The sequence below is a fragment of the Streptomyces omiyaensis genome (assembly GCF_014650895.1).
GTDB classification, from domain to species: domain Bacteria; phylum Actinomycetota; class Actinomycetes; order Streptomycetales; family Streptomycetaceae; genus Streptomyces; species Streptomyces omiyaensis.
Map to the genome: position 1 here is coordinate 361716 of NZ_BMVV01000002.1, position 26818 is coordinate 388533.

At 75.8% G+C, this 26818-nt stretch carries 18 protein-coding genes; 3 read left to right on the top strand and 15 right to left on the bottom strand.

Annotated elements, in window-relative coordinates; genetic code table 11:
- Window positions 1-25: 25 nt before the first annotated feature.
- The 14 genes from IE287_RS39600 to IE287_RS04635 form a co-directional block, all read right to left on the bottom strand.
- Window positions 26-2293 (bottom strand): FHA domain-containing protein, encoded by a 2268-nt coding sequence (locus tag IE287_RS39600; protein WP_229883273.1) that lies wholly within the window; start codon window positions 2291-2293, stop codon window positions 26-28.
- Between the two features lie 42 nt (window positions 2294-2335).
- The gene (locus IE287_RS04575; protein ID WP_189847563.1) at window positions 2336-3661 is read right to left on the bottom strand and encodes a vWA domain-containing protein; all 1326 of its coding nucleotides are present in this window, start codon (window positions 3659-3661) and stop codon (window positions 2336-2338) included.
- An 82-nt stretch (window positions 3662-3743) separates the two neighbouring features.
- On the bottom strand, window positions 3744-5132 hold the full coding sequence (locus IE287_RS04580; RefSeq protein WP_373307802.1) for a PP2C family protein-serine/threonine phosphatase: 1389 nt from the start codon (window positions 5130-5132) through the stop codon (window positions 3744-3746).
- On the bottom strand, window positions 5129-7681 hold the full coding sequence (locus tag IE287_RS04585; RefSeq protein ID WP_189847565.1) for a serine/threonine-protein kinase: 2553 nt from the start codon (window positions 7679-7681) through the stop codon (window positions 5129-5131). Before IE287_RS04585 ends, IE287_RS04580 begins: the two co-directional genes overlap by 4 nt.
- Complete coding sequence (locus tag IE287_RS04590) at window positions 7678-8955, bottom strand: M13 family metallopeptidase (RefSeq protein WP_189847566.1); 1278 nt, start codon at window positions 8953-8955, stop codon at window positions 7678-7680. The genes IE287_RS04585 and IE287_RS04590 overlap by 4 nt, the downstream gene beginning before the upstream one ends.
- A gap of 86 nt (window positions 8956-9041) precedes the next feature.
- Window positions 9042-10067, bottom strand: coding sequence for a glutamate ABC transporter substrate-binding protein (locus IE287_RS04595; RefSeq protein WP_189847567.1), 1026 nt, complete (start codon window positions 10065-10067; stop codon window positions 9042-9044).
- A gap of 11 nt (window positions 10068-10078) precedes the next feature.
- On the bottom strand, window positions 10079-11524 hold the full coding sequence (locus tag IE287_RS04600; protein WP_189847568.1) for a GlnX family signal transduction membrane protein: 1446 nt from the start codon (window positions 11522-11524) through the stop codon (window positions 10079-10081).
- 340 nt (window positions 11525-11864) lie between these two features.
- Window positions 11865-12857 carry an N-acetylglucosamine kinase gene (locus tag IE287_RS04605; protein ID WP_189847569.1) on the bottom strand — a complete coding sequence of 331 codons (993 nt, stop codon included), beginning with the start codon at window positions 12855-12857 and terminating at the stop codon, window positions 11865-11867.
- Window positions 12848-14113 carry a 6-phospho-beta-glucosidase gene (locus tag IE287_RS04610; RefSeq protein ID WP_189847570.1) on the bottom strand — a complete coding sequence of 422 codons (1266 nt, stop codon included), beginning with the start codon at window positions 14111-14113 and terminating at the stop codon, window positions 12848-12850. The genes IE287_RS04605 and IE287_RS04610 overlap by 10 nt, the downstream gene beginning before the upstream one ends.
- 5 nt (window positions 14114-14118) lie before the next feature.
- Window positions 14119-15015, bottom strand: a complete 897-nt coding sequence (locus tag IE287_RS04615) for a carbohydrate ABC transporter permease (RefSeq protein ID WP_189847571.1) — start codon at window positions 15013-15015, stop codon at window positions 14119-14121.
- 3 nt (window positions 15016-15018) lie between these two features.
- Window positions 15019-15900, bottom strand: coding sequence for a carbohydrate ABC transporter permease (locus tag IE287_RS04620; protein WP_229883297.1), 882 nt, complete (start codon window positions 15898-15900; stop codon window positions 15019-15021).
- Between the two features lie 133 nt (window positions 15901-16033).
- Complete coding sequence (locus IE287_RS04625) at window positions 16034-17380, bottom strand: ABC transporter substrate-binding protein (protein ID WP_189847573.1); 1347 nt, start codon at window positions 17378-17380, stop codon at window positions 16034-16036.
- A 99-nt stretch (window positions 17381-17479) separates the two neighbouring features.
- Window positions 17480-18688: an ROK family transcriptional regulator gene (locus IE287_RS04630; RefSeq protein WP_189847574.1), complete on the bottom strand. Its 1209-nt coding sequence runs from the start codon at window positions 18686-18688 to the stop codon at window positions 17480-17482.
- 203 nt (window positions 18689-18891) lie between these two features.
- A complete protein-coding gene (locus IE287_RS04635; RefSeq protein ID WP_189847575.1) occupies window positions 18892-19959 on the bottom strand; it encodes a mechanosensitive ion channel family protein in 1068 nt (355 codons plus the stop codon).
- A gap of 258 nt (window positions 19960-20217) precedes the next feature.
- On the opposite strand from IE287_RS04635, the gene IE287_RS04640 reads away from it, so the two are divergent.
- Entirely contained in the window at window positions 20218-20781 is a 564-nt protein-coding gene (locus tag IE287_RS04640; RefSeq protein WP_043230089.1) for an HNH endonuclease, read from the top strand.
- A gap of 75 nt (window positions 20782-20856) precedes the next feature.
- Here IE287_RS04640 and IE287_RS04645 read toward each other — a convergent pair whose 3' ends face one another.
- On the bottom strand, window positions 20857-24108 hold the full coding sequence (locus IE287_RS04645) for a glycoside hydrolase family 84 protein (protein ID WP_189847762.1): 3252 nt from the start codon (window positions 24106-24108) through the stop codon (window positions 20857-20859).
- A gap of 304 nt (window positions 24109-24412) precedes the next feature.
- Here IE287_RS04645 and IE287_RS04650 point away from each other — a divergent pair, with 304 nt between their 5' ends.
- Window positions 24413-24712: a hypothetical protein gene (locus tag IE287_RS04650; protein ID WP_189847576.1), complete on the top strand. Its 300-nt coding sequence runs from the start codon at window positions 24413-24415 to the stop codon at window positions 24710-24712.
- Window position 24713: 1 nt separating this feature from the next.
- Window positions 24714-26801: a 4-alpha-glucanotransferase gene (gene malQ / locus IE287_RS04655; RefSeq protein WP_189847577.1), complete on the top strand. Its 2088-nt coding sequence runs from the start codon at window positions 24714-24716 to the stop codon at window positions 26799-26801.
- The last annotated feature ends 17 nt before the right edge of the window (window positions 26802-26818 follow it).

The following is a 26818-nucleotide window of genomic DNA, read 5'->3' on the forward strand; positions in this document are numbered from 1 at the left end:
CGCCGGCACCGGTACGGGACGGGTCTCAGCCGCGGCGGACGGTGATCGTCGTCCAGGCGCCGACGTGCACCCGGTCGCCGTCCTGGAGCTGGACGGGGACGTACGGCTGGATCGGCTCCTCGCCGCCGTTGACCGTCGTGCCGTTGGTGGAGTTCTGGTCCACCACCGCCCACGAGCCGTCGGGCTGCTGCACGAGCACGGCGTGCTGGTGCGAGACGCCCGGGTCCTCCGGCGGCACCGCCAGGTCGATGTCGGGGGCCTCTCCGGTGGAGTGCCGGCGCCGTCCGATGGAGACCTGGTTGCCCTGGAGCGGCAGCTGCTTCGGCGGCGCGTACGCGGGCAGGTTGAGCCCCGAGGCCTCCGGCCCGCTCCTGCGCATCATCGCCATGAAGTAGTCGCGGTCCGGCCCGATGTGCGCGGTCCACCCCTGCGGAGCGGGCGCGCCCTGGAACTGCTGCTGCGGAGGCGACTGCTGCGCGTGCTGCTGCGGACCGGGCTGGGACGGCGGGGAGAGCACCCAGTCGTCGTCGGCGCGCGGCTGCGCGGGCGCCGGCGGGGCCGGGGCCTGGGCCGCGTACCCGGGCGGAGCCTGGTGGTGGGTCGGCTCGGCGCCGAGCGGCTCGGCCGGCCGGTTCACCTGCGACGGCCGCGAGTCGTGGTAGCCGAACGGATCCTGCGGAGCGGCCGGACCCGGCCGCTCCGGCGCGGGCGGCCCGGCGGGCGACTGGAAGCCCGGCGGCAGGTTCAGCCCCGGCGGGGGCCCCGCCGGACGGTTCGGCTGCGGCGCGGGCGCGATCGGCGTGTACGAGGTCGCGGTACCGGTCAGGAAGTTCCAGCGGCACTCCTCGCAGTACGGCGCCATGTGCTCCCGCGGCGTCCGGCACTGCGGGCACAGCTCCGCCTGCGCGGTGGCGTTCGGATCCCCGCTCGTGGAGAACCCCCCGGGAGGCGTCCCCCCGGGCCCGCCCCGGAACCCGGACGCGGGCGCACCACCGGCCGCACCGGGGCCACCGGAGAACGAGGGCGCACCGGGACCGCCGGAGCCACCGGGACCGCCCGGGTAGCCGGGGCCACCGGCGGGACCGCCGGGGTAGCCGGGACCGCCGGGGTGGCCGGGGCCACCGGCGGGACCGCCGGGGTAGCCGGGACCGTCCTGAGCACCGGGGCCGCCGGGGTGGCCGGGGCCGCCCTGCGCACCCGGACCGCCGGGACCGCCGGGGCGGCCGGAGCCCGCGCCGGGGCCGCCGGGGTAGCCGGGACCGCCCGGGCCGCCGGGCCCGTCCGGAGAGTCGGGGAAACCGGGCCGACCGGGGCCCGCCGGGGCGCCGGGGCCGTCGGGGAAGCCGGGACCGCGTCCGCCCGCCGGGCCGCCGGGGAAACCGGGGCCGGGACCGCCGGGACCGTCGGAGAAGCCGGGACCGCCGGGGCCCGTGGGGGCTCCCGGTCCACCGGGGAAGCCGGGACCACCGGGACCACCCGGAGCACCGGGCCTGCCGGGGCCGGCAGGGCCGCCGGAGAAGTCGGAGCCGCCGGGGTGGCCGGGGCCACCCTGAGCGCCGGGACCACTGGGTGCGCCGGGACCGCCGGGCGCGCCGGGACCACCGGGGAAGCCGGGGCGGCCGGAACCGGCCGGGCCTCCCTGGCCACCGGGGCCGTCGGCGAAGCCGGACCCGCCGGAGAACGAGGGCGCGCCGGGGCCGCCCGGACCGCCGGGGGCGGAGGGGCCGCCCGGAGCACCGGGGCCGCCGGGGAAGCCCGGACCGCCGGAGCCGCCCGGACCGCCGGGGAAACCGGGGCCGGAACCGCCGGGACCGTCGGAGAAGCCGGGGCCGCCGGGCGTACCGGGGCCGGCCGGTCCGCCGGAGAAGCCGGGTCCCGAGGGGCCCCCGGGAGCTCCCGGTCCGCCGCCGGGGTAGCCGGGGCCGCCCGGAGCACCGGGGCCGCCCGGGGCCGAGGGCCCGCCGGGAAAGCCCGGACCACCGGGCGCACCGGGACCGCCCGGGCCGTCGGCGAAGGCGGGACCGCCGGGGCCGCCCGGGAAGCCGGGAGCCGAGGGGCCGCCGGGAGCGGAGGGGCCGGCCGGGGCGCCCGGGGGAGGAGGGGCGGCCGGGCCGGCCTGGGGGGTCGGGTGGGGGTAGCCGTAGGCGGGCGGCGGCGGGCCCGGAGGGCCGGGGGGCGGCGGCGGGGGAGGCGGTACGGCACCCGCAGGCGCACCCGCCCCGGCCATGCGATGGCCGCAGACCTCGCACCAGTCGTCGGAGACCGACTGGTGTCCGTTCGGGCAGGTCGGCATGTCGGTGCTTCCCCCTCTCGTCGTCCGGCCCGGCGGGCCGGGCTACCTCTTGACGCGAACGGTCTTGGTGGAACGGGTCTCGAGTGTCATCTCGTCCGCCTCCGCGACCTTCGCCTTCAACCGCACAGTACCCGCCGCCGCGTCGACCACGTCCACCACCTTCGAAAGGAGTTTCGCGGTATCCGCGTTGCCCGAGGCGGCCGCGAGCTGCACCGCGCGCCCCAGTTTCGCGGTCGCTCCGTCCCGATCGCCCGATTTGCGGGCGTCCAGGCCCTCCTGGATGGCGTCCGCGAGCTCCGCCTGGCCGGTGTAGTGCGCGACCTGGGGATTGATCGTGGTGGTCATCGCCACGTCGTGCGTCCACACCGCCCGTATCAGTCCTTGGGACACCGGCCGGGCGTCGCCGCCGGCCGGGTCGGGGACGATCAGGGAGACCCGGGCGGCGAGCATCTCCTGCCCGACCGCGTTCGCCGGGACCCGGACGCGCACGTGGTAGTCGCGGGACTCGTCGCCCCAGGAGCCGGTCGGGTACTCCCCGGCCCGGGGCCCGGTGTCGGCGCGCCGCCCGGTCAGGTCGACGACCGAGGGGGCGACCTGCTTGACGAAGACGAGCTCCGCGCCGACCGGGGTCCACAGCCGCAGCGTCACGTCGGCGACGCCCTTGCCCATGACGTTCTCCATCATGGCCGTGAAGTCGGCGGCGAGCCCGGCCGGGTCGGCGACGATGTCGGCGGAGCCGAGCAGCGCCGAGGCGATCCCGGTGACCTCCTTGACCTCCCAGTCGGTGCCGACGCCCCGCGCGTCGCAGGTGAAGCGGCCCGCGCAGGCGTCGAGCGCGGCCCGCAGCGCCTCGGGCGACTCGTGCTCGTTGCGCCCGTCGGTGAGCAGGACGGCGTGCCGGATGGCCAGGTCCTCGCCGCCGAGCAGGGCGTCGGCGAGCCGCAGCCAGGTGCCGATGGCGGTGCCGCCGTCGGGGGTGAGCCGGGCCAGCGACTCCTTGGCCTCCGCGCGGGTCCGGGCGCCGGCGACGGCGAGCCGCCCGTGCGCCGGGTAGACGGGGGTGGCGACGTGGTTGCCGGCGACGACGGCGAAGGAGGTGCCGTCGCGGAGGGTGTCGACGGCGGCCGCGGTCGCGGCCCGGGCGCCCTCCATCTTGGCCGGCGGGTAGTCCATGGAGCCCGAGCAGTCGACCATGATCACCACGCCGGCCGGGCCGCCGGCCGTGACGCCGCCCGCGCCGCTGGTGCCGCCGCCGGTCGCGGTGACGGTGACGACGGCGTCGACGTCCCGCCCGCCGACCGGCAGGTACTCGTTCTGGTAGACGTCCACCGAGAACTGCGGCACGGACGGCTTGGCGAAGTTCGCCATCTGGTGTGGGCTCCTCGGCGACGGTGTGGTGGCGGGTGCGGTACCGGTGCGGCGGCGGCGCGGGACGGATGGTGACGGAGGATCAGGAGGAGCCTGCCCCCGCCGGCGGCGGGGCGAACGGCGTCAGCGCGACCGTGATGTTGTCGTGTCCGCCGCCGTCGAGGGCGTGGCCGACGAGGACCCGGGCCGCGTGCAGCGGCCGGAGCGCCGCGTCGGCGGGGACGACCGCGGCCATGGCGTCGGCGGCCTCCGCGTAGTTCCACAGGCCGTCCGTGCAGACCACCACCACACCGGACCGGTCAGGCTTGAACGCGGCGGTGTGCGGCTCCAGTTCGTACGCGTCGGCGCCGAGCCAGCCGGTGATGGCGTGGGCGCGCTCGTCCGCGTACGCCTGCTCCTCGTTCATCAGGCCCGCCTTGACCATCTGGGCGGCCCACGAGTCGTCCTCGGTGAGCCGGGCGGCGGGCGCGGAGCGGTCGTCGGGCACCCAGTAGGCGCGGCTGTCGCCGACCCAGCCGACGACGAGCAGTCCGTCGGCGACGACGGAGCCGACGATGGTGCAGGCCGGCGAGTTGCCGCCGTGCAGGGAGTCGGCACCGTCGCCGTCGGGGCCGGCGGTGCGGGCCAGGGCGGTGACCGCCTCGGCGGCGGCGACGATCGCCTCGTGCAGGGCCTGCTGCGGATGGGTGCCGCGCGGCAGGGCCTCGCCGAGCACCCGGCCCGCGGCGCGGGCCGCGGCGGCGGACGCCTCGTCCGGGCGGTGGGCGGAGGAGACGCCGTCGCAGACGATCGCGACCGTCGCCGGCCGGCCGCCGGGCAGCGTGCTCTCGGTGATCGCGAACGCGTCCTCGTTGCGGTGGTGGCGCAGGCCGCGGTCGCTGACCGCGGCGACGGTGCCGAGCTCCCGCTCCATGTGGTCGCGCTCGCGGGGCTGGGCGTGCCCGCAGTTCTCGCAATAGCCGTCCCCGTCGACCCGCCCGGCCCGGCAGGCCACGCAGACCCCCTCGGGCACCTCCGCGGCGGCCTCGCCCGCGGCGGGCGCGGGCTCCGCCCGCACGGCGGCCCGCGGGTCCGGCGCGGCCAGCTCGAAGTCGCCGCCGCCCCGCACGGTCTCCCCGCTCGGCGGCACCGGCCCGTCCGTCCGCACCGGCCCGGCCGCGGGGCCCGGCCCCACGCCCACCGGCACGGTCGGCAGGTCCCGCCCGCCCGAGTCGGTGCCCGGCAGGTCGCCGGGGTGCTGGGTCATCGTCGAGAGCGAACCCGGCTCCCGGGGCGGCGCCTCGGGCCAGACGGGCGCGGCGATCGGCATGGTCGGCCGGTCCTGGCCGGCCGGCAGTTCGACGGTGGCCGACAGGTCGTGGCCGCAGGCCCCGCAGTAGCGGTCCCGGGGGTCCACCGGCTCGGCGCACTCCGGGTTCGGGCAGACGGCGAGGCCGTGCGACGGCGGCTGGGGCTTCTGGGACATCCTCACACCCACGTCCGGGGGCGGTAGCGGTTGGCCCGCTCCACCAGTTCGATCCTCTCCTCGCCCCGCTGGGCGAGCCGGGCCAGCACCCGGTAGGCGCGCTCCAGGCCGGAGCGGAGCCCGCTCTCGTCCAGTGCGCTCCCGAGCAGCGGCTCCCCGCCGCCCGGCGCGGCACCGGGACTCCCGGAGAGTACCCAGTCCAGGGCCGTACCGAGCACCTCGGTCGCCAACCGCTCGCGGCGCACCGGGTCGAGTCCGAAGCCGCCCAGCGCCGAGACCTGTGCGGAGGCCGCCGTCAGGTCGTCGCCGAGCGGTTCGTGCGCCGGGCGCCGCCGCAGCCGCGCGCGGACGGCCGCGACCCGGGCCGCCGTGTAGTGGATGGAGGACTCCGGTACGGATTCGAGCGCGGCGACCGCCCCCGCGCGGTCCCCGGCGGCGAGCCGCACCCGGGCGAGCCCGAAGGCGGCGCCGACGAATCCGGGGTCGGTCGTCCACACCAGGTGGTAGTACTCGGCCGCGTTGTCGAGCTGGCCCAGCACCTCCGCGCAGACGCCGAGCGCCAGCTTGGGCGCGGGCTCGCCGGGGAAGGCGTCGTAGACCGCGTCGAAGGCGAGCGCCGCGTGGGTCAGGTCGCCGCCGACCAGCGAGGCGACGCCCCGGTGCCACACCACCCGCCAGTCGTCCGCGTCCCACTGCTCCAGGGCGCCGAGCGTCTGCCCCGCCGCGACCATGTCCCGCAGGTCGAGCTGGGCCCGCAGGGCGCGCAGCCGCAGCTCGGGGGTGTCGGCGGGCGCGGCCCGCAGCGCCCCGAGGAGTTCGGCGGGGGCGGCGGCCAGCAGCACGGCGAGGAAGCCGGCGTTGGCGTCCGCCGGGTCCACCCGCGGCACCGGCAGCGCGAGCGCGGTGGCCGCCACGTCGAGCGGGGCGAGCAGCGCGCCGAGCCCCTGACCGGCGGGGACGCCCGCCGCGGGCGGGGGAGCGGAGCGCCGGGCCCGGCCGGTGCGGCGGGCGCCCAGCACCGAGACGTCGCCGGAGTCCTCGGCGAAGAGCACGGTGTCGGTGACCCGGGTCTCGGCGCCGAAGAGCGTGGAGAGCGCCGGCCGGGGCCGCCCCGACTGGAGCGCGACGACCTCCCGCAGCACCCCGGTCAGCTGCTCGGCCATCTCCTCGGCGGAGGCGAAGCGGCGCGCCGGGTCCGGGTCGGTGGCCCGCACCAGGAACCGGTAGAACGACTCGTACCGCTGGAAGACCTCGATGTGCTGCGGCTCGGGCAGCGCGTCCGCGAAGACGTTGGTGTAGCCCTGGAAGTCGAAGGTGAGCACGGCGAGGGTGCGGGCCACCGTGTACAGGTCGCTGGCGACGGAGGGGCCGACCTCGGCCACCTCGGGCGCCTGGTAGCCGACCGTGCCGTAGATCGCCGACTCGTCGTCGTCCATCCGCCGGACCGCGCCCATGTCGATGAGCTTCAGCTGGTCCTCGGACTGGATCGCGTTGTCCACCTTGAAGTCGCAGTACAGCAGGTTGCGGCTGTGCAGGTGGCCGAGCGCCTCCAGCGCCTCGATGCCGTACGCGCAGGCCTGCTCGACGGGGAGCGGGTCGCGCCGGCCCTCCGGGGTGCGCCGGTCGTTGGCGATCTCCTTGAGCGACTTGCCGCCCACGTACTCCATGACGATGTAGCCGTCCAGGGAGCCGGTGCGCGGGTCGAGGTGCTCGACGAAGTTGTAGATCCGGACGATGTTGGAGTGCTCGATCTCCGCGAGGAAGCGGCGCTCCGAGATCGCCGCCTCCATGGCGTCCTGGTCGCCGGTGTCGAGCAGGCCCTTGAGGACCACCCACCGGTCCGAGACCGCCCGGTCGACGGCGAGGTAGATCCAGCCGAGGCCGCCGTGGGCCAGGCACCCGGCCACCTCGTACTGCCCGTGCACCACGTCCCCGGACCGCAGCTTGGGCACGAAGGAGTACGGGTGCCCGCACGAGGTGCAGAAGCCCTCGGTGCGGCCCGGCCGGTCGCCGCGCGCACGCCCCACCGGCGCACCGCAGTCGGAGCGCGAGCAGAACCGCTTCCGCTCGGGCACCTCGGGAGCGGCCATCACCGCCGCGCGCGGGTCGGGGCGCGGCACCTCCGGGATCGTGACGAGCCCCGCGCCGAGCCGCTTGCGGGCCGACTGCGCGGTGGACGAGCCGGAGCTGCGCACCGACACCGAACGGCCCGTGGCCTGCCCGGACAGCGCCCGCGAGAGCCGGCCGGAGACCGAGCGGCGGGAGGACGAGGAGCGGGAGGAGGCCCGCGAGGAGGCGCGCGAACCGCTGCGCGCCGACGCCGAGTCGGGCCCCCAGGCCGCCGCCTCGGACGGCGCGCCGAAGCCCGCGCCCGTCCCCGTGCCGCTCCGCTTCCCCGGCACCGCGACCCCGGTCGGATTGGCCTGGAGGTGCCCGCTGGGCGCCACCACCGGCGCGAGCCCGCACGTGTCGCAGTACAGCTCGCCGCCGCCCACGTCCTCGTACGCGCCCTCGCACGTGGGCCGCTGGCAGCCCGGCCCGCTCTGACCGCTCACCACTGTCGTCCTCCCGTCTCCGACGGACCGGACAGCAGGTCCGCCACCGCCTGCTGGTAGCGCAGCACGGCCTGCTCCGCCACCCGCAGGTCGCAGGGCGCGCTCCACAGCATCCGGCGCGCCATGTCGTACCGCTCGGTCAGGAACGGGTCGTCCGCCCCGCCGAGCCGGATCGCCTTCGCCCGGTAGGCGTCGAGCCGGCCGCGCAGCTCCGCCCGCACCGCGAGCGGCGCGGTCACCGCCGTCAGCGAGTCCCTGGCCCGCAGCAGCTCCTCCTCCGCCTCCCGCTCCAGCGCGTCGAGCAGCGGGGACAGCCGGTGCCACCGGGCGTGCCGGCGGTGCTCGGCGGCGGCCTGGAGCCGCTCCTGCAGCGCCGTCGGCGGGCCGCTCACGGCCGGCACCTCGGAGGCGGCGATCTTCGCGAGCACCTCGCCGCGCGCCACCCGGGCCTCCGCGAGCGTCCGGTCCGCGCGGGAGAGCACGTCCCGCAGCCGCAGCAGCCGCTCCTCGGAGTCCTGCCGGACCGCGAGGACGGCCTCGATCTCCCGCCGCACGTCCTCCAGGGCGAGCGCCGCCCGGTCGTACCGCACCGTGTCGGGGCGGCCCCCGCCGGGCGCCGAACTCCCCGCCGCCGGACGCCAGAAGGCCAGCGGGTCGGTGACGACCAGGGACCGCAGCTCGGTCAGCTCGGCGGTGATCGTCTCCAGCTCGTCGCCGGCCGGGTGCTCGCCGGGCCGCACCCCGACCGAGTGCGCCAGGGACCGGGTCCGGCCCAGCTCGGCGGCGAGCAGGTCTATCCGGGCGGGCAGCGCCGACCACACCGCGTCCGCGGTCACCACCACGTCGAGCGAGGCCGCGTACAGCTCGTTCATCCGCCGCACCAGCCCGTCGAGGGTGAAGCGCTCGGTCAGCAGGGCCCGTTCGCCCGCGCCGCCCGGCACGTGCACCGAGTCGCCGCGCAGCCGCTCGGTCAGCTCGGCCAGCTCCTCGCGGTGCGGCCACTTGCGGCGGGACCGGATCTCCCGGGCCGCCCGCAGCGCCGCCGTGTACGCGTCGAAGCAGCTCCAGAGGACGGTGATGGTCCGCTCGGTCGCCGCCCAGCGCTCCCGGGTGGTGCCGGTCAGCCCGGCCCCTTCGAGGAGCCGGCGCCCGGCGTGGTCCTGGAGGGCGAGGAGGGAGTCCTCGACCGCCTTGTGCTCCGCGCCGAGGCGCGCCAGCGCACGGTCCACCTCGTCCCGGTCCATCACCGGCCCAGGGGGTCCCGTGACGCCCATCGCTCTCCTCATCTCCTCCGCCCCGGTGCGGGGCCGCTCGTCGCCAGTGCCGCTCGTGCCGTTCCTCCCGCGGCGGACCGGGCCCGCTAGCGGTACAGCGGGAGGGGTGGCTCGGCCTTCCCGAGCCCCGCCTCCAGCCAGATGCCGTACGCGCTCTGCCAGGCGCCCTTGCGGTAGTCCTCCAGGACCTTGTTGACGCGGCGCACCAGGTCGTCGTTGCCGAGCTTGGCGGCCACCCCGTAGTACTCCTCGGTGAACGGTTTCCCCTTCAGCTCCACCGCCGGGTCCTGCGCGGCCTGTCCGGCCGCCAGCGCGTTGTCGGTGACGACCGCGTCGACCTCGCCCATCTGGAGCCTGGCCAGGCAGTCCAGCTGGTTGGGGACGGTCAGCAGGTCCCGGTCGGCGGGGGTGCCGTCGTCCTCGTCCGCGATGACCGCGCCGAAGGACTTCTCCTCCAGCGCCTCGTAGGCCGTGGAGCCCTCGGCGGTGCAGACCCGCTTCCCCTTCAGCGTCTCGTCGTGACCGGTGATCGGGGAGCCCTTCGGCGCCAGCACCTGCTGCCCGGCCCGGAAGTAGGCGGTGGAGAACGCCACCTGCTTGATCCGCTTGCAGTTGATCGTCATCGTGCGGACGACCAGGTCGACCTTGCCGCTGTCCAGCGCCGCGATGCGCTGGTTCGTCGGCACGGCCCGCAGGACGAGCGCGTCCTCGTCGCCCAGCAGGTCCTTGGCTATCGCCTTGGCCAGGGTGATGTCGAAGCCCTCCAGGGTCCCGGTCTCCGGGTTCCGGAAGCCCCAGCGGTAGCTGGACTGGTCGACGCCGACGATCAGCTTGCCCCGCTCCTTGATCGCCGCGACGGAGGGGCCGTCCACGGCCGAGGGCCGCAGCGAGGCCTGCGGGTTCTCGCAGGTGTCGGCCCTGACCTGGATCCCCGTGCCCACGCCCGGGCCGGAGGGAGCGGCCGGGAAGGCCGTGCCGTCCGCGTCGCCGGCCAGCGGCAGGAGGGTGAGGGAGGCGGTCAGCGCGCACGCCACGCCCATCGCGGCCACGCCGCCCCAGCCCCGCAGCCGCCGGGCCGCCCGTCGCGCCACCGGCTCGCCGCCGTGGGTCATTCCGCCCCCTCTCACCGGTACTCCGCCAGTCTTCGGTTGATGCCGAGCACCGCGCCCAGGGCGCCCAGGGCGCCGAGCGCCGCCGCCCCCAGCGGGAGCCCGGTCAGCGCGTCCACCGCCCCGCGCGCGGAGCGGGTGAACTCCTCCTGCTCGTGGGCCAGGGCCCGCTCCAGGGCCGCGTCGACCTGGTCGAAGGACCAGCCGGCCGATCCCTTCGGCTCCGCCTGGTCCTTGGGCCCGATGATCAGGTCGAGGGCGCCGCGGTAGTCGCCGTCCTCGCCGACCTTGCGCGCGGCGGCGTGCCGCTCCCGCCACTCGCCGGCCCGGGCCGTGGCCTCGGCCAGCGGGGCGCGCCCCGCCTCGTCGTCGGCGAGCCGGGTCGCCCGGGCGAGCGCGTCGGTGAGCGCGGCCATGCCGGTCGCGTACTCCACCTCGTACTTGTCGTTCTGCCCGTCCTCGGTGAGCACGGCGCCCCGGGCGACCTGGGTCAGGTTCTCGTTGGCCCGCGCCTTGAGGGAGCTGATCCGCGCCTCGTTGAGGAGCTGGAGCGACTGCTGTCCCTCGGCCTGGGCGGACCCCAGGCCGGCCCGGGCCAGGGCGTGCGCCCCGGACAGCCAGAGCAGCACCGCCGCGGCGGCGGCCGTCGCGGCGAGCAGCCCCCGGCTGAACACCCGGTTGGTGCGCCGGTACTCCCGCCGCTGCGCCCACACCAGGACGGCGAGGGCGAGCGCCCCGGCGCCGAGCGCCAGGTAGGGCCAGACGCGGGCCTCGTCGTCGTCCCGGTGCAGCCGGGCGGTCTCCGCCGCGTAGAGCCGCTCGGCGGCGGGCAGCAGCCGGGTCGTCATCTCCTGGTTCGCGTACCGCAGGTACGCGCCGCCGAGGGGCAGGCCCTGCCGGTTGGCGGCGCGGGCCCGCTCGACCAGACCGGTGTAGCGCGGCAGCAGTTCGTTGAGCGTGGTGATCTCGCGGGCCGACTCGTCCGAACCGTCGGTGTTCGCCGCGGCCTTCACGAGGAGACGGGAGGCGGTCGCGATGTCCCGGTCGTAGCGGGCGCGCGACTCGGCGGGTTCGAGTATCCCGGCGAGGAAGCCGGCCGCGGCGGTGGAGTCGGCGTCGGCGAGGGAGCGGTAGATCGCGGCGGCGTCGGCGCTCAGCGGCTGGCTGCGTCCGACGACGTCCTCGGCGGAGCCGGCCCGGTCGGCCGCCTCCAGCCCGGCGACCGTGCCCAGCGCCAGCACGAGGAGCGCGAGGACGGCGCCCAGGATCCGCAGCCGCCCGGGCTCGGTGGTCGCGGCCTCCCGCAGCACCTCGCGCCCGGTCGCCCACGCGCCCCGCGCGGGCGGCGGGGCGGCACCGACGGCGGCGGCGCGCGAGACCTGACCCGGCACGGCCGGCCGCGCGGGCGCGGATGCCGCGCCCCGCGCCGCCCCGGCGGGCGCGCTCGGCGGGTGTGTCACGTGACCTCCCCCTCGGTCTCGACGTCGATCGACCCCGGCGAGCAGTATGGCCGCAGGGGACCCGCCCGCACACCGGGAATGACACGATCTTGTGCCTATCGTGCCCCACTCCCCGGGGAGTTCCGCGGCCGAGCCCCTCCCGCCGCCTCCCCGGATCCTTCCCGACCGGTCCACGGTCCGTCCCCGGACTCTCCCCGGCTTCTCCTCGAACCCTCTTCGAACACCTTTCACTCTGAATACGCCGGATCCCCCCGATCGGTTCCGTCCGGGGGGATCGCTCGAACAGGTGAACATGCCGGTGGGGCGGTCTCCGGAAGGAGACCGCCCCACCGCGCACGGCCTATCGGGCCGCGTAGCGCGCCCGCAGCCGCTCCGCCGCCTCCGGCCCGGCCCCGTACTCGTCGAGGGCGAGCAGCCCCGCGCCGAGCACCGGCGGCGCCGTCACGAAGCGGACGGCCGCCTTCGGGGCCCGCTCGGCGAGGAGTTCGCGGATCCGGTCCTCCAACTGCGGGTGCCGGGCGGCCAGCACGCTGCCCCCGAGCACCACCGGCGCCTCCTCGTCGAGGAGTCCGAGCCGTCGCAGCGCCACCGTCGACAGCGCCACGACCTCGTCGGCCATCCGGTGCACCAGGGACAGCGCCACCGGGTCGCCCTCCGCCGCCACCCGGAAGAGCACCGGAGCCAGCTCGTGCCGGCGCGCGTGCGGGATCCGGTCCAGGTGCAGCGCCTCGATCAGCGCGTACATCGTCCCCAGGCCGAAGTGCGCGGGCAGCGCCCGGGCCAGCTCGGTCGGCTCGCCCCGGCCGTCCTCCGCGCGGGCCGCGAACCACAGGGCCTCCTCGGAGAGGCCGCCGCCCCCGCCCCAGTCCCCGGATATCCGGCCGATCGCCGGGAAGCGGGCGGTCCGCCCGTCCGGGGTCATGCCCACGCAGTTCACGCCCGCGCCGCAGACCACCGCGACCCCGCGCGGCTCGTCGAGCCCGGCCCGCAGGATCGCGAAGGTGTCGTTGTGGACCCGCACCGACCGGCTCCAGCCCCGCCCCAGCAGCTCCTTCGCCAGCGCGGCCTCCTCGACCGGCAGGTCGGCGTTGGCCAGACAGGCGGTGACGTGGGCGAAGGCCGGCGGGAGTCCGGCGCCGCCGGCCGCCTCCCACGCCCGCCCCACGATCTCCGCCAGTCCGTCGACGGCCTCCGCCACCCCCACCACCGGGGGCTGGAAGCCGCCGCCGCGCGCGGTGCCCAGCACCGTGCCGTCCGGCGCGAGGACCGCCACGTCGGTCTTGCTGTTCCCCGCGTCGACCGCGAGGAGCACCCCGTCCAGGTTCACGCCCACGCGAGGTGCTCCCGGTTGTGGGCGATCAGCCGGTCGGTGAGCTGCTCGGCGTAGGCGTACTGCCCGACCAGCGGGTGGGCGAGCAGCGCCTTGAAGACCCGCTCCCGGCCGCCGCGCAGGGCCGCGTCGAGCGCCAGGTCCTCGTAGGCCGTCACGTTCGCGATCAGCCCGGCGTACAGCGGGTCCACCGGGGCGACCGGCAGCGGCACCGCGCCGCCCGGGCCGACCGCCGCCTGGGTCTCGATGACGGCGTCGTCCGGCAGGAAGGGCAGCGTGCCGGCGTTGAGGGTGTTCACCACCTGGTACGCGGAGCCCGCGCCGCCCAGCAGCGAGGCCGCCAGGTCCACGGCCGCCTCCGAGTAGAAGGCGCCGCCGCGCTTGCCGAGCAGCGCCGGCTTCTCGTCCAGCGCCGGGTCGCCGTACATCTCCAGGAGTTCCTTCTCCATGGCGGCGACCTCGGCGGCCCGCGAGGGCTTGGTGCGCAGCTCCTCCACCACCTCGTCGTGCGCGTAGTAGTAGCGCAGGTAGTACGAGGGGACGACGCCGAGCCGGTCCACCACCGGGCGCGGCAGGTGCAGGTCGGCGGCGATCGTGTCGCCGTGCTCGGCGAGCAGCCGCGGCAGCACGTCCTCGCCGTCCGGACCGCCCAGCCGGACGCCGGTCTCCCAGGTGAGGTGGTTGAGGCCGACGTGGTCGAGGTGGACCTCGGACGGGGCCACGTCGAGGAGCTTCGCGAACTTGCGCTGGAAGCCGATGGCGACGTTGCACAGGCCGACGGCCTTGTGCCCGGCCCTCAGCAGCGCGCGGGTGACGATGCCGACGGGGTTGGTGAAGTCGATGATCCAGGCGTCCGGGTTGGCGCGCCGGACCCGCTCCGCGATGTCGAGGACGACGGGGACCGTGCGCAGCGCCTTGGCGAGGCCGCCGGCGCCGGTGGTCTCCTGGCCGACGCAGCCGCACTCCAGCGGCCAGGTCTCGTCCTGGTTCCGGGCGGCCTGGCCGCCGACGCGGAGCTGGAGGAGGACGGCGTCGGCGCCCTCGACGGCGGCGTCGAGGTCGGTGGTGGTGGTGATCCGCCCGTCGTGGCCCAGCTTGGCGAAGATCCGCCGGGCGAGGCCGCCGACGAGGTCGAGCCGGTCGGCGGCGGGGTCGACGAGGACGAGTTCGGTGATGGGCAGGGTGCCGCGCAAGCGCGCGAATCCGTCGATCAGTTCGGGGGTGTAGGTCGATCCGCCCCCCACGACAGCGAGCTTCATGTGTCTCAGCCCTTCACTCCGGTCAGGGTGACTCCCTCGACGAACGCCTTCTGGGCGAAGAAGAAGACGAGGATCACCGGGGCCATGACCAGTACGGTCGCGGCCATGGTCAGGTTCCAGTCGGTGTGGTGCGCGCCCTTGAAGGACTCCAGGCCGTAACTGAGCGTCCAGGCGGCCGGGTTCTCGGAGGCGTAGATCTGCGGCCCGAAGTAGTCGTTCCAGCAGTAGAAGAACTGGAAGAGGGCGACGGCGGCGATGCCGGGCTTCGCCATCGGCAGCACGATCCGCAGCAGCGTGCGCACCTCGCCGCAGCCGTCGATCCGGGCCGCCTCGACGTACTCGTCGGGGATGGTCAGGAGGAACTGGCGCAGCAGGAAGATCGCGAAGGCGTCGCCGAAGGCCAGGGGGATGATCAGCGGCCAGAGCGACCCGGACAGGTCCATCTGCTTGGCCCAGAACAGGTACATGGGGATGATCACGACCTGCGGCGGCAGCATCATCATCGCGATGACGAGCAGCATCGACAGGTGGCGGCCGCGGAAGCGGAACTTGGCGAGGGCGTAGGCGACGGGCGTCGAGGACACCACGACGAGGACGGTGCCGAGTCCCGCGTAGAGCAGCGAGTTCTTCCACCAGGTGAGGAAGCCCTCCGTCCCGAGGACCTTGGCGTAGTTCTCGAAGTGCCAGGAGTTCGGGGTGAGGTCGCGGGTGAGCGCCTGCTGGTCGCTCATCAGCGAGGTGAGGACGACGAAGACGAAGGGCAGGACGAAGAAGAGGGCCGCGGCGATCCCGAGGGAGTGCACGGCGATCCAGTGCAGCACCGCCTTGCGGCGGGCCCGCCGGGCGGCGGGGCCCGGGGAGGTGCCGGCCGGGGCGGCGGGCGGGTTCACGGTCGTGGTCATCGTTCAGTCACCCGAGCCGATCAGGCCGCCGCGCCGGCGCATGAGCAGCGCGGTGAAGGCCATGGAGAAGGCGAAGAGCACGAGCGCCACCACGCAGGCCGCGCCGTAGTTGAACTGGCTGAAGCCGAGGCTGTAGACGAGCTGCGGCAGGGTGAGCGTCGAGTCGTCCGGGTAGCCGGGGACGAAGGTGACGCCGGAGCCGCCCATCACGCCCGAGGCGACCTTGGAGGCCACGATCGGCTGCGTGTAGTACTGCATCGCGCCGATGATCCCGGTGACCACCGCGAAGAGGACGATCGGCGAGATGTTCGGCAGGGTGATGTGGCGGAACCGCTGCCAGGGTCCCGCCCCGTCGAGCTCGGCGGCCTCGTACTGCTCCTTGGGGACGTCGAGCAGGGCGGCCATGAAGATGACCATGAGGTCGCCGATGCCCCAGACCGCGAGCAGGGTGAGGGCGGGCTTGGCCCAGGCGGGGTCGGTGAACCAGGCGGGGGCGGACAGTCCGGCCGCTTCGAGCAGGGCGTTGACCGGCCCGGTGCCGGGGTTGAGCAGGAAGACGAAGGCGAGCGTCGCCGCGACCGGCGGGGCCAGGAAGGGCAGGTAGAACAGGGTCCGGAAGATCCCGGCACCGGTCTTGATCTTCGTGATCAGCATGCCGATGCCGAGGCCGAAGAGGACCCGGCAGCTCACCATGACGACGCAGAGCCAGAGGGTGTTCCGCAGGGCAGGCCAGAACTGCGGGAAGGACGTGAAGACGTACTCCCAGTTCCCGAGGCCGCGCCACTCCGGCGGGTTGAGCCCGTCGTACTTCATCAGCGAGAAGTAGACGGTCGAGACGAGCGGGTAGGCGAAGAAGACGCCGAAGCCGATCAGCCACGGCGACATGAAGGCCAGGGTCCGCAGCGCGTTGCGCCGGCGCTTGGCCCGCAGGGTGTTGCGTCCCCCGGGGCCGGAGGCGGCCGGGGCGGCCGCCTCCGTCGCGGGCAGGGTGTCCGTGCTCATGGGTGGGATCCGGCCGTCACTTCGCCGCGGCGATGTCGCGGTCGATCTGGGCGGCGGTGTCGGCGAGCCCCTTCTTCAGGTCGGTGACCTGGCCCTTCTCGTACTGCTGGGCGAACTTCTGGAGGGTGTCCTGGTAGGCGGAGCCGTTCACCGCGCCGTCCGAGGTGGTGGACTTCGGGTGCTGGGCGATCTCCAGGAAGGTCTTGAAGCGCGGGTCGAACTTCAGGTTCGGGGACTTCAGGGCCTCCAGGGTGGAGGGGACGTTCCCGATGGCGTTGGCGAAGGCGACCACGGCCTCGGTGTCCGTGGTCATGTACTTGACCAGTTCCCAGGCGGCGTTCTGCTTCTTCGACTGCGGCGCGATGCCCATGATCGTGCCGGAGAGGTAGCCCTTGCCGTACTCGGCGGTCTCGTCGTCGGCGACCGGCAGCGGCGCGACGCCGACCTCGAAGGGGACCTTGGCCTCCTTGATGAAGTTCAGCCGCCACTCGCCGTCCAGCTGCATGGAGACCTGGCCGGTCTGGAAGGGGTGCTTGGCGCCCCACTCGTCGCCGAAGGTGGTGCGGTACTTGTCCAGCTTCTGGAAGCCGCCGAGCGCGTCCACCAGCGACTTCTGGTACGTCATCATCTCGGCGAAGCCGGGGTCCGTGCCGACCGTCGACCTGCCGTCGGCGCCGAAGTAGCCCCCGTGGCCCCACTGCGACATGTAGTGCGAGACGACCGTCTCGTAGCCGAGGTAGTTCGGCATGAAGCCGAGCCGCTCGTAGGAGTCGCCCTTGGCCTTCGTCAGCTTCTTCGCGACCTCGGTGAACTCGCTCCAGGTCTTCGGCGGGGCCTCCGGGTCGAGGCCGGCGGCCTTGAAGGCGTCCTTGTTGTAGTAGAGCCCGTACGCGTCGGAGAGCAGCGGCAGCGTGCAGCGCTTCCCCTCGAACTGCGTGTAGTCCTGGAGGACCTTCGGGAAGATCTTGTCCAGGTCCAGCTTGTCCTTCTCGATGAAGGGCTTCAGGTCGGCGAGCGCGCCCGTGTGGCAGAACTTGCCGACGTTGGCGGTGGTGAAGGAGGCCACCACGTCCGGGCCGTTCGAGCCGCCCGCGCGCAGCGCCTGGCCGAGCTTGTCGTCGTTGATGTTGCCGACGACCTTCACCTTGATGTTGGGGTGGGCCGCGGTGAAGCGGGCGACGTTGTCCTCGATCGCCTTCACCTCGGAGGGGGCCGACCAGCCGTGCCAGAGGGTGATCGTGGTCTCGGCCTTCGGGTCGTCGCCCGCCGCGTTGCCGGCGGAGCCGGTACAGGCGGTGGCGAAGAGGGCGAGCGAGGCCGTGGCGGCGAACGCGGCGGCTGCTCTGCGGGTGCGTGCGGGCATGACGATGTCTCCCTGGAGGGTGGGGGCGTGTGGGGTCGGCCCGGGGCGCGGGCGCGTCCGGGGTGGCCGTGCGGGGAGGTCGAAGGGGGTGCGGACGGGTCAGCGCGAGGTGTCGAAGACCTCGTCGCGGGTGGTGGCGAGGGCGCTCTCCAGCGCTCCGCGCAGCACGGGTTCGTGCGGGACGGCGGTGAGGACGAGCCGCGGCCGGGAGGCCGCGAGGTCGGCCAGTTCGGCCTGGACGCGGGCCCGCAGCGGTTCGCCGCCGGCGATGAGGACGTCTCCGGAGAGCACGACCAGTTCGGGGTCGAGGACGGCGACGAGGGAGGCGAGACCGGTGGCGACCCGCTCGGCGTAGCGGTCGAGCAGCTCCGCGTACGGGCCTTCGTCGGGCGTCTCGGCGGCCCGGGCCAGCAGCCCGGACGCCACCGGCACGTAGGGGCGGTCGGGGGTGTCGATGCCGGCCGCCCGGGCGATCCCGGGCACCGACTGGACGCCGGCGAGCTCCTGGAAGCCGCCGGAGTTGGCCTTGGTGACCTGGCGGACCAGCGGGGTGCCGGGGACCGGCAGGAAGCCGACCTCGCCGGCGCCGCCGGTGAAGCCGCGGTGCAGCCGGCCGCCGAGGACGAGGGCGGCGCCCAGGCCCTCCTCGTTCCACAGCAGCACGAAGTCCTCGTGGCCGCGGGCGGCGCCCAGGGCCCGCTCGGCGACGGCCACCAGATTGACGTCGTTCTCGTACTCGAAGGGCATGGGCAGGACCGCGGCCAGCTCCTCCAGGAGGGTGGGGGAGTGCCAGCCGGGCAGGTGGGAGGCGTACCGGAGCCGTCCGGTGGCCGGGTCGAAGGCGCCGGGGGTGCCGATGACCAGGCGCCGGACGTCGGCGCGGGTGAGTCCGGCGGCCTTGACCGCCCCGTCGAGGGCGCCGGTGACCTGCCGGACCACGCCGTCCCCGGTGCGGCCCCCGGTGCGGAGCTCGTACTCGCCGGTGACGGCGCCGGTGATGTCGGCGACGGCGGCGCGGATGCGGTGCTGGTTGACGTCGAGGCCGGCGGCGTACCCGGCGCCCGGGTCGAGCGCGTACAGCTGGGCACTGGGGCCGGGGCGGCCCTCGGTGGTGCCGGTGGCGCGGACCAGGCCGGCGGCTTCGAGGCGGGCGAGGAGCTGCGAGGCGGTCGGCTTGGAGAGGCCGGTGAGCTTGCCGATCCGGGTCCGCGAGAGGGTGCCGTGCTCCAGGAGGAGGTCGAGCGCCGCGCGGTCGTTCATGGCCCGCAGCACGCGCGGGGTGCCAGGGGTTCCCTGGGTACCTGCCATGACGGTTCGCACCTGCCCTTCGACGCCGGAGGCCCATTGTGGGGCCTCTCGGCCCCGGCTTCCCCCACCACACTGTTAGGAAAGTTTCCTATCCGGTGGGAGGACGGTAGGACGGGCGCCGCCGGGGCGTCAATACCCGCACACGCACGACACCCCCGACGGCGACCGAAGCGTTACCGGCGGGGGCGTCGTGGTGGCCCGGGTCAGGGCTTGCCGAGGTCCGTCCTCGGCAGCGGGGTGGCCGCCGCCGACTGCGGCGAGGCCGCGTTGGAGAAGACCGAGGGCGCGGCCATGCCGGCCGTCGGATCGGCCGGCGCCGCCTCCTCGGCCTGCAGGGGCAGCCCGCCGACGATCCGGATGCCGGCCTCGTCCAGGCCCCGCTTGATCCGCCAGCGCAGCTCGCGCTCCACGCCCAGCTTCTTGCCCGGCATCGTCTTCGCCGAGACCCGGACCGTCATCGAGTCCAGCAGCACCTCGGTCAGACCGAGCACCTCCACCGGACCCCACAGCCGCTCGTTCCACGGCTCGTCCTTGGCCATCGCCTCGCCCGCGGCCGCGATCACGCCCTGCACCCGGTCCAGGTCCTCCGTCGGCCGGACCGTCACGTCCACCGCGGCCGTCGCCCAGCCCTGGCTGAGGTTCCCTATCCGCTTGATCTCGCCGTTGCGCACGTACCAGATCTCGCCGTCGATCCCGCGCAGCTTGGTCACCCGCAGCCCGACCTCGACCACCTCGCCGGAGGCCACGCCCGCGTCGACCGAGTCGCCGACGCCGTACTGGTCCTCCAGGATCATGAAGACGCCGGAGAGGAAGTCGGTCACCAGGTTCCGCGCGCCGAAGCCGATCGCCACACCGGCCACACCGGCCGAGGCGAGCAGCGGCGCCAGGTCGATGTCGAAGGCGCCCAGGACCATCAGCCCGGCCGTGCCCAGGATCAGGAACGACGCCACCGACCGCAGCACCGAACCGATCGCCTCCGACCGCTGCCTGCGGCGCTCCGCGTTGACGAGCAGTCCGCCGAGCGCCGTCCCCTGCACCGCCTGGGCGGAGCGGTTCATCCGCTCGATCAGCTTCGTCAGGGCGCGCCGGACCGCCCACCGCAGCAGCAGGGCGACGACCACGATCAGCAGGATGCGCAGACCGGTGTTCAGCCAGGTGGACCAGTTCTCCTCCACCCAGCTCGCCGCGTTGGTGGCCTTCTCCGCCGCCTCGTCCAGAGTCACCGGGATGGGTTCGGGATCGGTGGCGGCCGCCAGGACGGACCAGGACACGGGACAACCTCCAGGCATCGCGTACGCAGGCCATCCACCCTAACGGGGCGTCGGACGCGGAACCGTTGCCCTGTTCGAGGGAGAGACCGACTTCACCCGGGCACATACCCGGAAGACATGCCGATGTGGTCGAGAACACGTCCGGACCGCCCCGCGCGATCGCGGGAACGTGGTGGCGCTCCGACCAGGCATGAGGAGAGACTGAGAGCAGTTCGTCCCGGCGCGAGCCACGCGCCGCCGGCGCCATAGGAGGCATCCGTGCCGCATGTCCTGGTCCTCAACGCGTCGTACGAGCCCCTGGGCGTCGTACCGCTCCGCCGCGCACTCGTCCTCGTACTGGAGAACAAGGCCCTCTGCATCGAGGAGTCCGGCGCCTTCCTGCACAGCGAGCATCAGATCGTCCCCGCGCCCAGCGTGGTACGGCTGAAGCGCTTCGTGCGGGTCCCCTACCGGGGGCCCGTTCCCTTGACCCGCCGGGCCCTCTTCGCCCGCGACGGCGGCCGATGCATGTACTGCGGGGGAGTGGCGACCAGCGTCGACCACGTCATCCCCCGCAGCCGAGGCGGGACACACGCCTGGGAGAACGTGGTGGCGGCCTGCCGCCGCTGCAACCACCTCAAGGCCGACAAGCACCTGCGGGAGATCGGCTGGCGGCTGCGCCACCAACCCGCGCCGCCGACCGGCCTGGCCTGGCGGATCATCGGGACCGGCCACCGGGACCCACGGTGGCTGCCCTACCTCACGCCGTACGGCGCCGAGGACGCGATGGCCCGGATCGACTCCGTCGCCGACACCCCCGCGGGGGCGTTGACGACCGGCTGAGATCCGGGCCTTCCGCGTCCCCGGGGCGCGGACGCGGCACGGAGGCGGGGCGCGGTACGGAGGCGAGGGCGCCGCTCAGGGAGCGGTGCCCTCCTCCGGCGCGTCCCCGTCCGCCGCGTCCCCGTCCGCCGCGCCCTTCTCCGGCGTCACGGGCACCCGGGGCGTCCCGGGGAGCCCGGGCGTCCCGGGTGCCCGGGGGGCCTTGGGGGCCCCGGGGGTCTCCGGGGTCCGCTCGGGAGCCACCGCGTAGGTCTCCACCGACCAGAGCGAGTAGCCGTACGGCGTCGCCCGCTTCTCGCCCTGCACCCGCAGGAAGCGCGTGTCCGCCGCGTCCATCCGCACCGACTCCCGGCCGCCCCGCCCGTCCGTGACGGTCGCCGCGGTCCGCCAGTTCCGGCCGTCGGCGGAGACCTGCACCCGGTAGCGGGAGGCGTGCGCGTCCTGCCAGTGCAGCACCACCTGCCCTATCCGGGCCGGCTCGGCCAGCTCCAGCTGGAACCACGCCCCGTCCTCCGCCGGGGAGGACCAGCGGGTCGCCGGATCCCCGTCGACCGCCAGCGCGGCCGGGAAGTCCGCCGTCTCGTCCCCCGACGAGGAGGCCGTCGCCGACCGGGCCAGGTCCGGGCCGCCGGTGCGCGGGAAGGCCCGGACCGTGAGCACCCGCTCCTCGCCCGCGAACGAGACCGGCACCCGGTACTCCCCGGACGGCGTGCCCGGAGCCACCGACACCTCCATCGGCACCGTCGTCGTGCCGCCGCGCGCCACCGAGGCCTCCTTCGGCAGCCGCACGGTGACGCCCTTCGGCGCCCTCGCCGTCAGCGGGCCCCGCACCCCGGCCGCCCGCCGCCCCGTCAGCTCCAGCTCCACCCGGCCCGCCGCGCCGCCGGCCTCCAGGTCCGTCTCCGTCCGGGACAGCTCCAGACCGGCCTCCGGACCGTCCGCGAACCACGGCACCAGGGAGCGCACGTCGGGCGCCGGGCCCTCGCCGTCCCAGACGATCCGCAGCGCCTCGGCACGCAGCCCCTTCAGGTCGGTCTGCGTCCAGCCGGACGACGACAGCGGCCCCAGTGACCGCCAGCCCTCGCCGCTCACCAAGGCCTCCACGCGCGCGTGCGTCCCGCCGTCCGCGCCGGACCCCCCGCCCTCCGCGGGCTCCCCGGACGCGGGGGCCTTCGCCGCCGGTCCGGCCAGCACCGTCACCGACTCCACCGGCCGGGCCCGGTCCAGCTTCACCGTGTACGAGCCGGTCGCCCGGTCCACCGCGCGCTCCGGGTCCCCGTCCGCGCCGGTCCAGGCCGCCGCCTCCTTCACCGCCCGGTCCAGGAACGGGTCGAGGACCCCGTCGCCGACCGTCGCCCCGCTCGCCTCGATCCGCGGGCGCACCGGCTCCAGGCGCAGCTGCGCCCTCCAGGCCGCCGGCCCGTCGCCGCGCCCCTGCGCGAGGAGCATGTCGACGGCCGCCTCGCCCGCCGCCCCGTACCGCGACAGCTGCTCCAGCCAGGGCCCGGACTCGGCCCGCAGGGTCCCGCCCGCCGTGCCGGAGAGCCGCTCCGGCGCCTCCCGCATCACGGTGAACGCGTCCCGCAGCGCGCGCCCGGCCTTCTCCCGGGCCGCCGCCGTGCCCGAGGCCCGGGCCGTCCAGAAGGCGCTCATCAGCGGCTTCAGGCCGGCCGACTCGGCGTCCGGGGCGAGGAGCGAGGAGGCCGCGTTCCCGGCCAGCGCGCCGAGCGCCGCCCGGGCCGCCGGGTCGGGGCCCGCCAGGTCGGCGACGGCCGCCCGCCAGGACTCCCCGGAGCGGTAGCCGCGCGGGTTCCAGGCGAAGTCGGCGGTGGTGAAGAGCGGGATCCGGGAGGCGGCGGGCTGCTCCATCGCGTGCGCCAGATAGGCGGCGGAACCGGCCGCCACCGCCGGCTCCCGGCCCGTGGCCGGCCCCAGGAAGAGCCGGTCCTGCGCGTAGTCGTTCACCGGGTAGTTGTCCATGGTGACCATCGGCCGCTGCCCCAGGGCCGCCCGCACCCCGGCCAGTTCGGTGCCGGTGATGGTGCGCGGCACCACGCCGACGCCCGTCCACGCCACCCGCACGCGCGCGTCCAGCGCCCCGGCGAGCGCCGAGCGGTACTCGCTGGTGCCCTTCTGGTAGTACTCCGTCGGCAGCACCGTCAGCGGCTCCGCCGCCGGGAGGCCGTCCGACGGTTCGGCGAGGTGCCGGGCCACCGTGTTCGCCACGCGCGCGTGGGCGCGGGCCGCGCCCGCCGCGTCCCGCCCGAAGGCGTCGGCGTCCTCGTCGCAGGTCCACTCGCCGAACCCGGCGTCGGGGAACTGGAGCTGGAAGGAGCGGAAGCCCAGCTCCCGCATCGCGTCCAGCTTCCGCGTCAGCGCCGCCAGGTCCGCGTCCGAGGACAGGCACATCGACTGGGCCGGGGCCACCGCCCAGCCCAGCGTCACGTGCCGGGCCCGGGCCCGCTCGGCCAGCGCGCGGAACCCGGCCCGCTGCGCCTCCGGGTAGGGATCGCGCCACTGCGCCGCGCGGTACGGGTCGTCACCGGGCGCGTAGAGGTAGCGGTTCTGCTTGGTGCGGCCCAGGAAGTCCACCATCGCCAGGCGCTGCGCACTCGTCCAGGGCGTGCCGTAGAAGCCCTCGGCGAGCCCCCGCTCGGCCGTGCCGGGCCAGTCCCGGACGACGACGCCGGGCACCTCCCCGCCGACGCCGGCGGGCCCTTCGCCGAGCAGCTGGCGGAGCGTCTGCACCGCGTGGAAGAGGCCGTCCTCGCCCACCCCGTCGAGGACCACCGTGTCCCGCCCGCCGAAGCGGCCGGTGGCCAGCCGGTAGCCGCCGGACGGCAGGTCGCCCCGCTCGGCCACCCCGAAGGCGGCCAGCGCCTCCTGCGCCGCCTCCCCGGAGGGGCCCGAGACGCGGATCACCGGACCCGCGCCCGGCAGCGCCGTGCGCACGGTCCGCACCCCGGCGCCGGCGAGCAGCTCCCGCAGCGCCACGAGGGCGTACGGATCGGCGTCCCCGTCCGCCAGCAGGGTCACCGTCTCCCCGAGGCGCACGGCGGGCCCGGCGGCCGTCAGCGACTGCGGCCGGGGCCACACGGAGGGCACCGGGGCCGACGCGTAGGCGGAGCCGATGCGCGGCGCGGGCCCGTCCGGCGAGGCGGCAGGACCCGCGGAGAAGGCGGGGAGAGCGGGCGCGGCGGCGAGGTCGGGCACCGTCGCGGGGAGCGGGACGGCCGCCGCGGAGCCGGACGCGGCCCCGCCGAGGAGTCCGCCGATGACGGCGGCGGCGACCGCGGTCGCCGTACGCGGGCCGCGGCCCGGACGCACGGGGGTCACGGGGTCTCCCTTCGCCGGTTCCGGGAACCGCCGGATCGTCATGGGCGGTCCCTGCCCGGCCGGTTGGTAACGAGCGGGTTACGACCCCACCACCCGTCGCACGGAAGTGTCAATGCGACAGGGCGAAGTGTCTGCTTTGCCCGGTGAACCTCCGGCGAGCTGTCGCCCTTTCGCCACCTTCCCCCGGTAAAAGGGGCAAAGGCGGGAGCGATGGGTAGGGCTATCCCTCGTCGCACCCACGGCCGCCGGTCACCAGCCGCCCGGCCACCACGTCGAGCCGAACCGGGAGACCCCCGTGACCACGACCGCCCGCCCCCTGACCGGACGGATACGGATCCCTCGCCAGACCACCACCGACGGCACCCCGCCGGCCGGCGGGTCCGCGGCCCCCGCGCCGCCCGCCGGCGAGCCGTCCGCCCCCGCGCCGCTGACCAGCGAGCCCTCGTGGACCGCCCTCGCGCCCCTCACCAGCGAGCCGCCCCTGGCCGGCACCGCGCCCCTCACCAGCGAGCCGCCCCTCACCGGCGCGGCACCCCTCACCAGCGAGCCCGCCGCCCCCGCAGACCGGTGCGGCACGGAGTCCCCCGGAGTGTGAAGTGACCCTGGCCCGCCTCGCCGCCCGTCACGGCGTCGCCACCGCGTTCAGCCCGTCCGAGGGCGTCACCGCGCCCGTGCCCGAGGCCACCGTGATCGCGGTGCTCGGCGCGCTCGGGGTCGACGCGACCACCCCGGAGGCGGTCGCCGCCTCCCTCGGCGCGGCGGAGCGGGCCGACCGGGAGCGGCTGCTCCCGCCCACCCTCGTCCGGCACACCGGTGACGGGCCGCCCGCCCCGCCGCCCGGACTGCCCGACGGGACCCGGCTGCGGGTCACCACCGAGTCCGGCGCCCCGCACGACGGCGACGACTGGGCGCGGCTGCCGCTCGGCGTGCACACCGTGGACGCCGAGGCGCCCGACGGACGCACCGGCCGCGCCACCCTGATCGTCGCCCCCGCACGGGTCCCGGCCCCCGCCACGCGCGCGTACGGCCTGCTCGTCCAGCTCTACTCGCTGCTCTCCGAACGCTCCTGGGGCATGGGCGACCTCGGCGACCTGCGCGAGCTCGTCTCCTGGGCGGGCCGCGCGCACGGCGCCGGCTTCGTCCAGGTCAACCCGCTGCACGCGGGCGTGCCCGGGGCGCCTTCCGACCCGTCCCCGTACCGTCCCTCCTCGCGCCGCTTCCCCGACCCCGTCCACCTGCGGATCGAGCAGATCCCCGAGTACGCCCACCTCGCCGCCGGCCGCCGCGACGAGCTGGACCGGATCCTCGCCGCCGCCGCCGAGCTGCGCGAGAGCGTCCTCGGCAAGGGCGCCGCCGTCGACCGGGACGCCGTCTGGGCGCTCAAGCTCCGCGCCCTGGAGCTCGTGGCCGGCGTCGAGCCCGGCCCCGGCCGGCGCGCCGACTTCCACGACTTCCTCGCCGAGCGCGGCCGCGCCCTGGAGGACCACGCCACCCACCAGGCCCTCGCCGAGCGCCACGGCCCGCACTGGCGGTCCTGGCCCGAGGCGCTGCGCACCCCGGACGGCGCCGCGGCGGTGGTCCGCGCCGACGCGGAACTGACCGCGCGGGTCGACTTCCACTGCCGGCTCGCCTGGCTGACGGACCGGCAGCTGGCCGAGGCCGCCGACGCCGCCAGGGAGGCCGGGATGCCGGTCGGGATCGTCCACGACCTGGCCGTGGGCGTGCACCCGGAGGGCTCCGACGTCTGGGCCCGCCAGGGCGACTTCGCCACCGGGATGTCGGTCGGCGCCCCGCCCGACGCCTTCAACTCCCGGGGCCAGGACTGGGGCCTGCCGCCGTGGCGCCCGGACGCCCTCGCCGCCGCCGGCTACGCCCCGTACCGCGGTCTCCTGCGCGAGCTCCTGCGCCACGCGGGCGCGCTGCGCATCGACCACGTCATGGGGCTGTTCCGCCTCTGGTGGGTGCCGGAGGGCCGCGAGCCCACCGAGGGCACCTACGTCCGGTACGACGCCGAGGCGATGCTCGCCGTCCTGGTCCTGGAGGCGCACCGGGCCGGCGCCCTGGTCGTCGGCGAGGACCTCGGCACGGTCGAGCCGGGCGTCCGCGAGGCCCTGGCCGCGCGGGGGGTCCTCGGCACCTCGGTGCTCTGGTTCGAGCGGGACTGGGACGGCGGCGGCGCCCCGCTGCCGCCGGAGGCGTGGCGGGCCGACTGCGTGGCCACCGTCACCACCCACGACCTGCCGTCCACCGCCGCCCGGCTCTCCGGCGACCACGTGCTGCTGCGCCACCGCCTCGGACTGCTCGGCGGCGACCTGGCCCGCGAGCGGGCCGCGGACGCGGCGGAGACCGCCGAGTGGCGCGGGGTCCTCCAGCGGCTCGGGCTGCTCCCGGAGGGGCCGGGGGACGAGGAGGCCGAGATCCGGGCCCTCCACCGCTTCCTGGCCCGCACCCCGGCCCGGATGGTCGGGGTGTGGCTGCCCGACCTGGTGGGGGACCGCAGACCGCAGAACCTGCCGGGCACCTGGGACGAGTACCCCAACTGGCGGCTGCCGGTGGCGGGCCCCGGCGGGCAGCCGCTGACCCTGGAGCGGATCGCCGCCTCGCCGCGCGCGCACGCGCTGCTGCGGACCGCCGCCGAGGGGGTCGGAGCCCGTACGGCACCCCCGGGCGCGCGGGCCGTTTAGGTGTTCGCTACTTTTGC

Bases quoted from the DNA above. Each gene is read 5' to 3' on its own strand.
- IE287_RS39600 (WP_229883273.1), bottom strand. From the start codon at position 2,293: ATGCCGACCTGCCCGAACGGACACCAGTCGGTCTCCGACGACTGGTGC.
- IE287_RS04575 (WP_189847563.1), bottom strand. From the start codon at position 3,661: ATGGCGAACTTCGCCAAGCCGTCCGTGCCGCAGTTCTCGGTGGACGTC.
- IE287_RS04590 (WP_189847566.1), bottom strand. From the start codon at position 8,955: ATGGGCGTCACGGGACCCCCTGGGCCGGTGATGGACCGGGACGAGGTG.
- IE287_RS04595 (WP_189847567.1), bottom strand. From the start codon at position 10,067: ATGACCCACGGCGGCGAGCCGGTGGCGCGACGGGCGGCCCGGCGGCTG.
- IE287_RS04610 (WP_189847570.1), bottom strand. From the start codon at position 14,113: ATGAAGCTCGCTGTCGTGGGGGGCGGATCGACCTACACCCCCGAACTG.
- IE287_RS04615 (WP_189847571.1), bottom strand. From the start codon at position 15,015: ATGACCACGACCGTGAACCCGCCCGCCGCCCCGGCCGGCACCTCCCCG.
- IE287_RS04620 (WP_229883297.1), bottom strand. From the start codon at position 15,900: ATGTCGCCGTGGCTGATCGGCTTCGGCGTCTTCTTCGCCTACCCGCTC.
- IE287_RS04625 (WP_189847573.1), bottom strand. From the start codon at position 17,380: ATGCCCGCACGCACCCGCAGAGCAGCCGCCGCGTTCGCCGCCACGGCC.
- IE287_RS04630 (WP_189847574.1), bottom strand. From the start codon at position 18,688: ATGGCAGGTACCCAGGGAACCCCTGGCACCCCGCGCGTGCTGCGGGCC.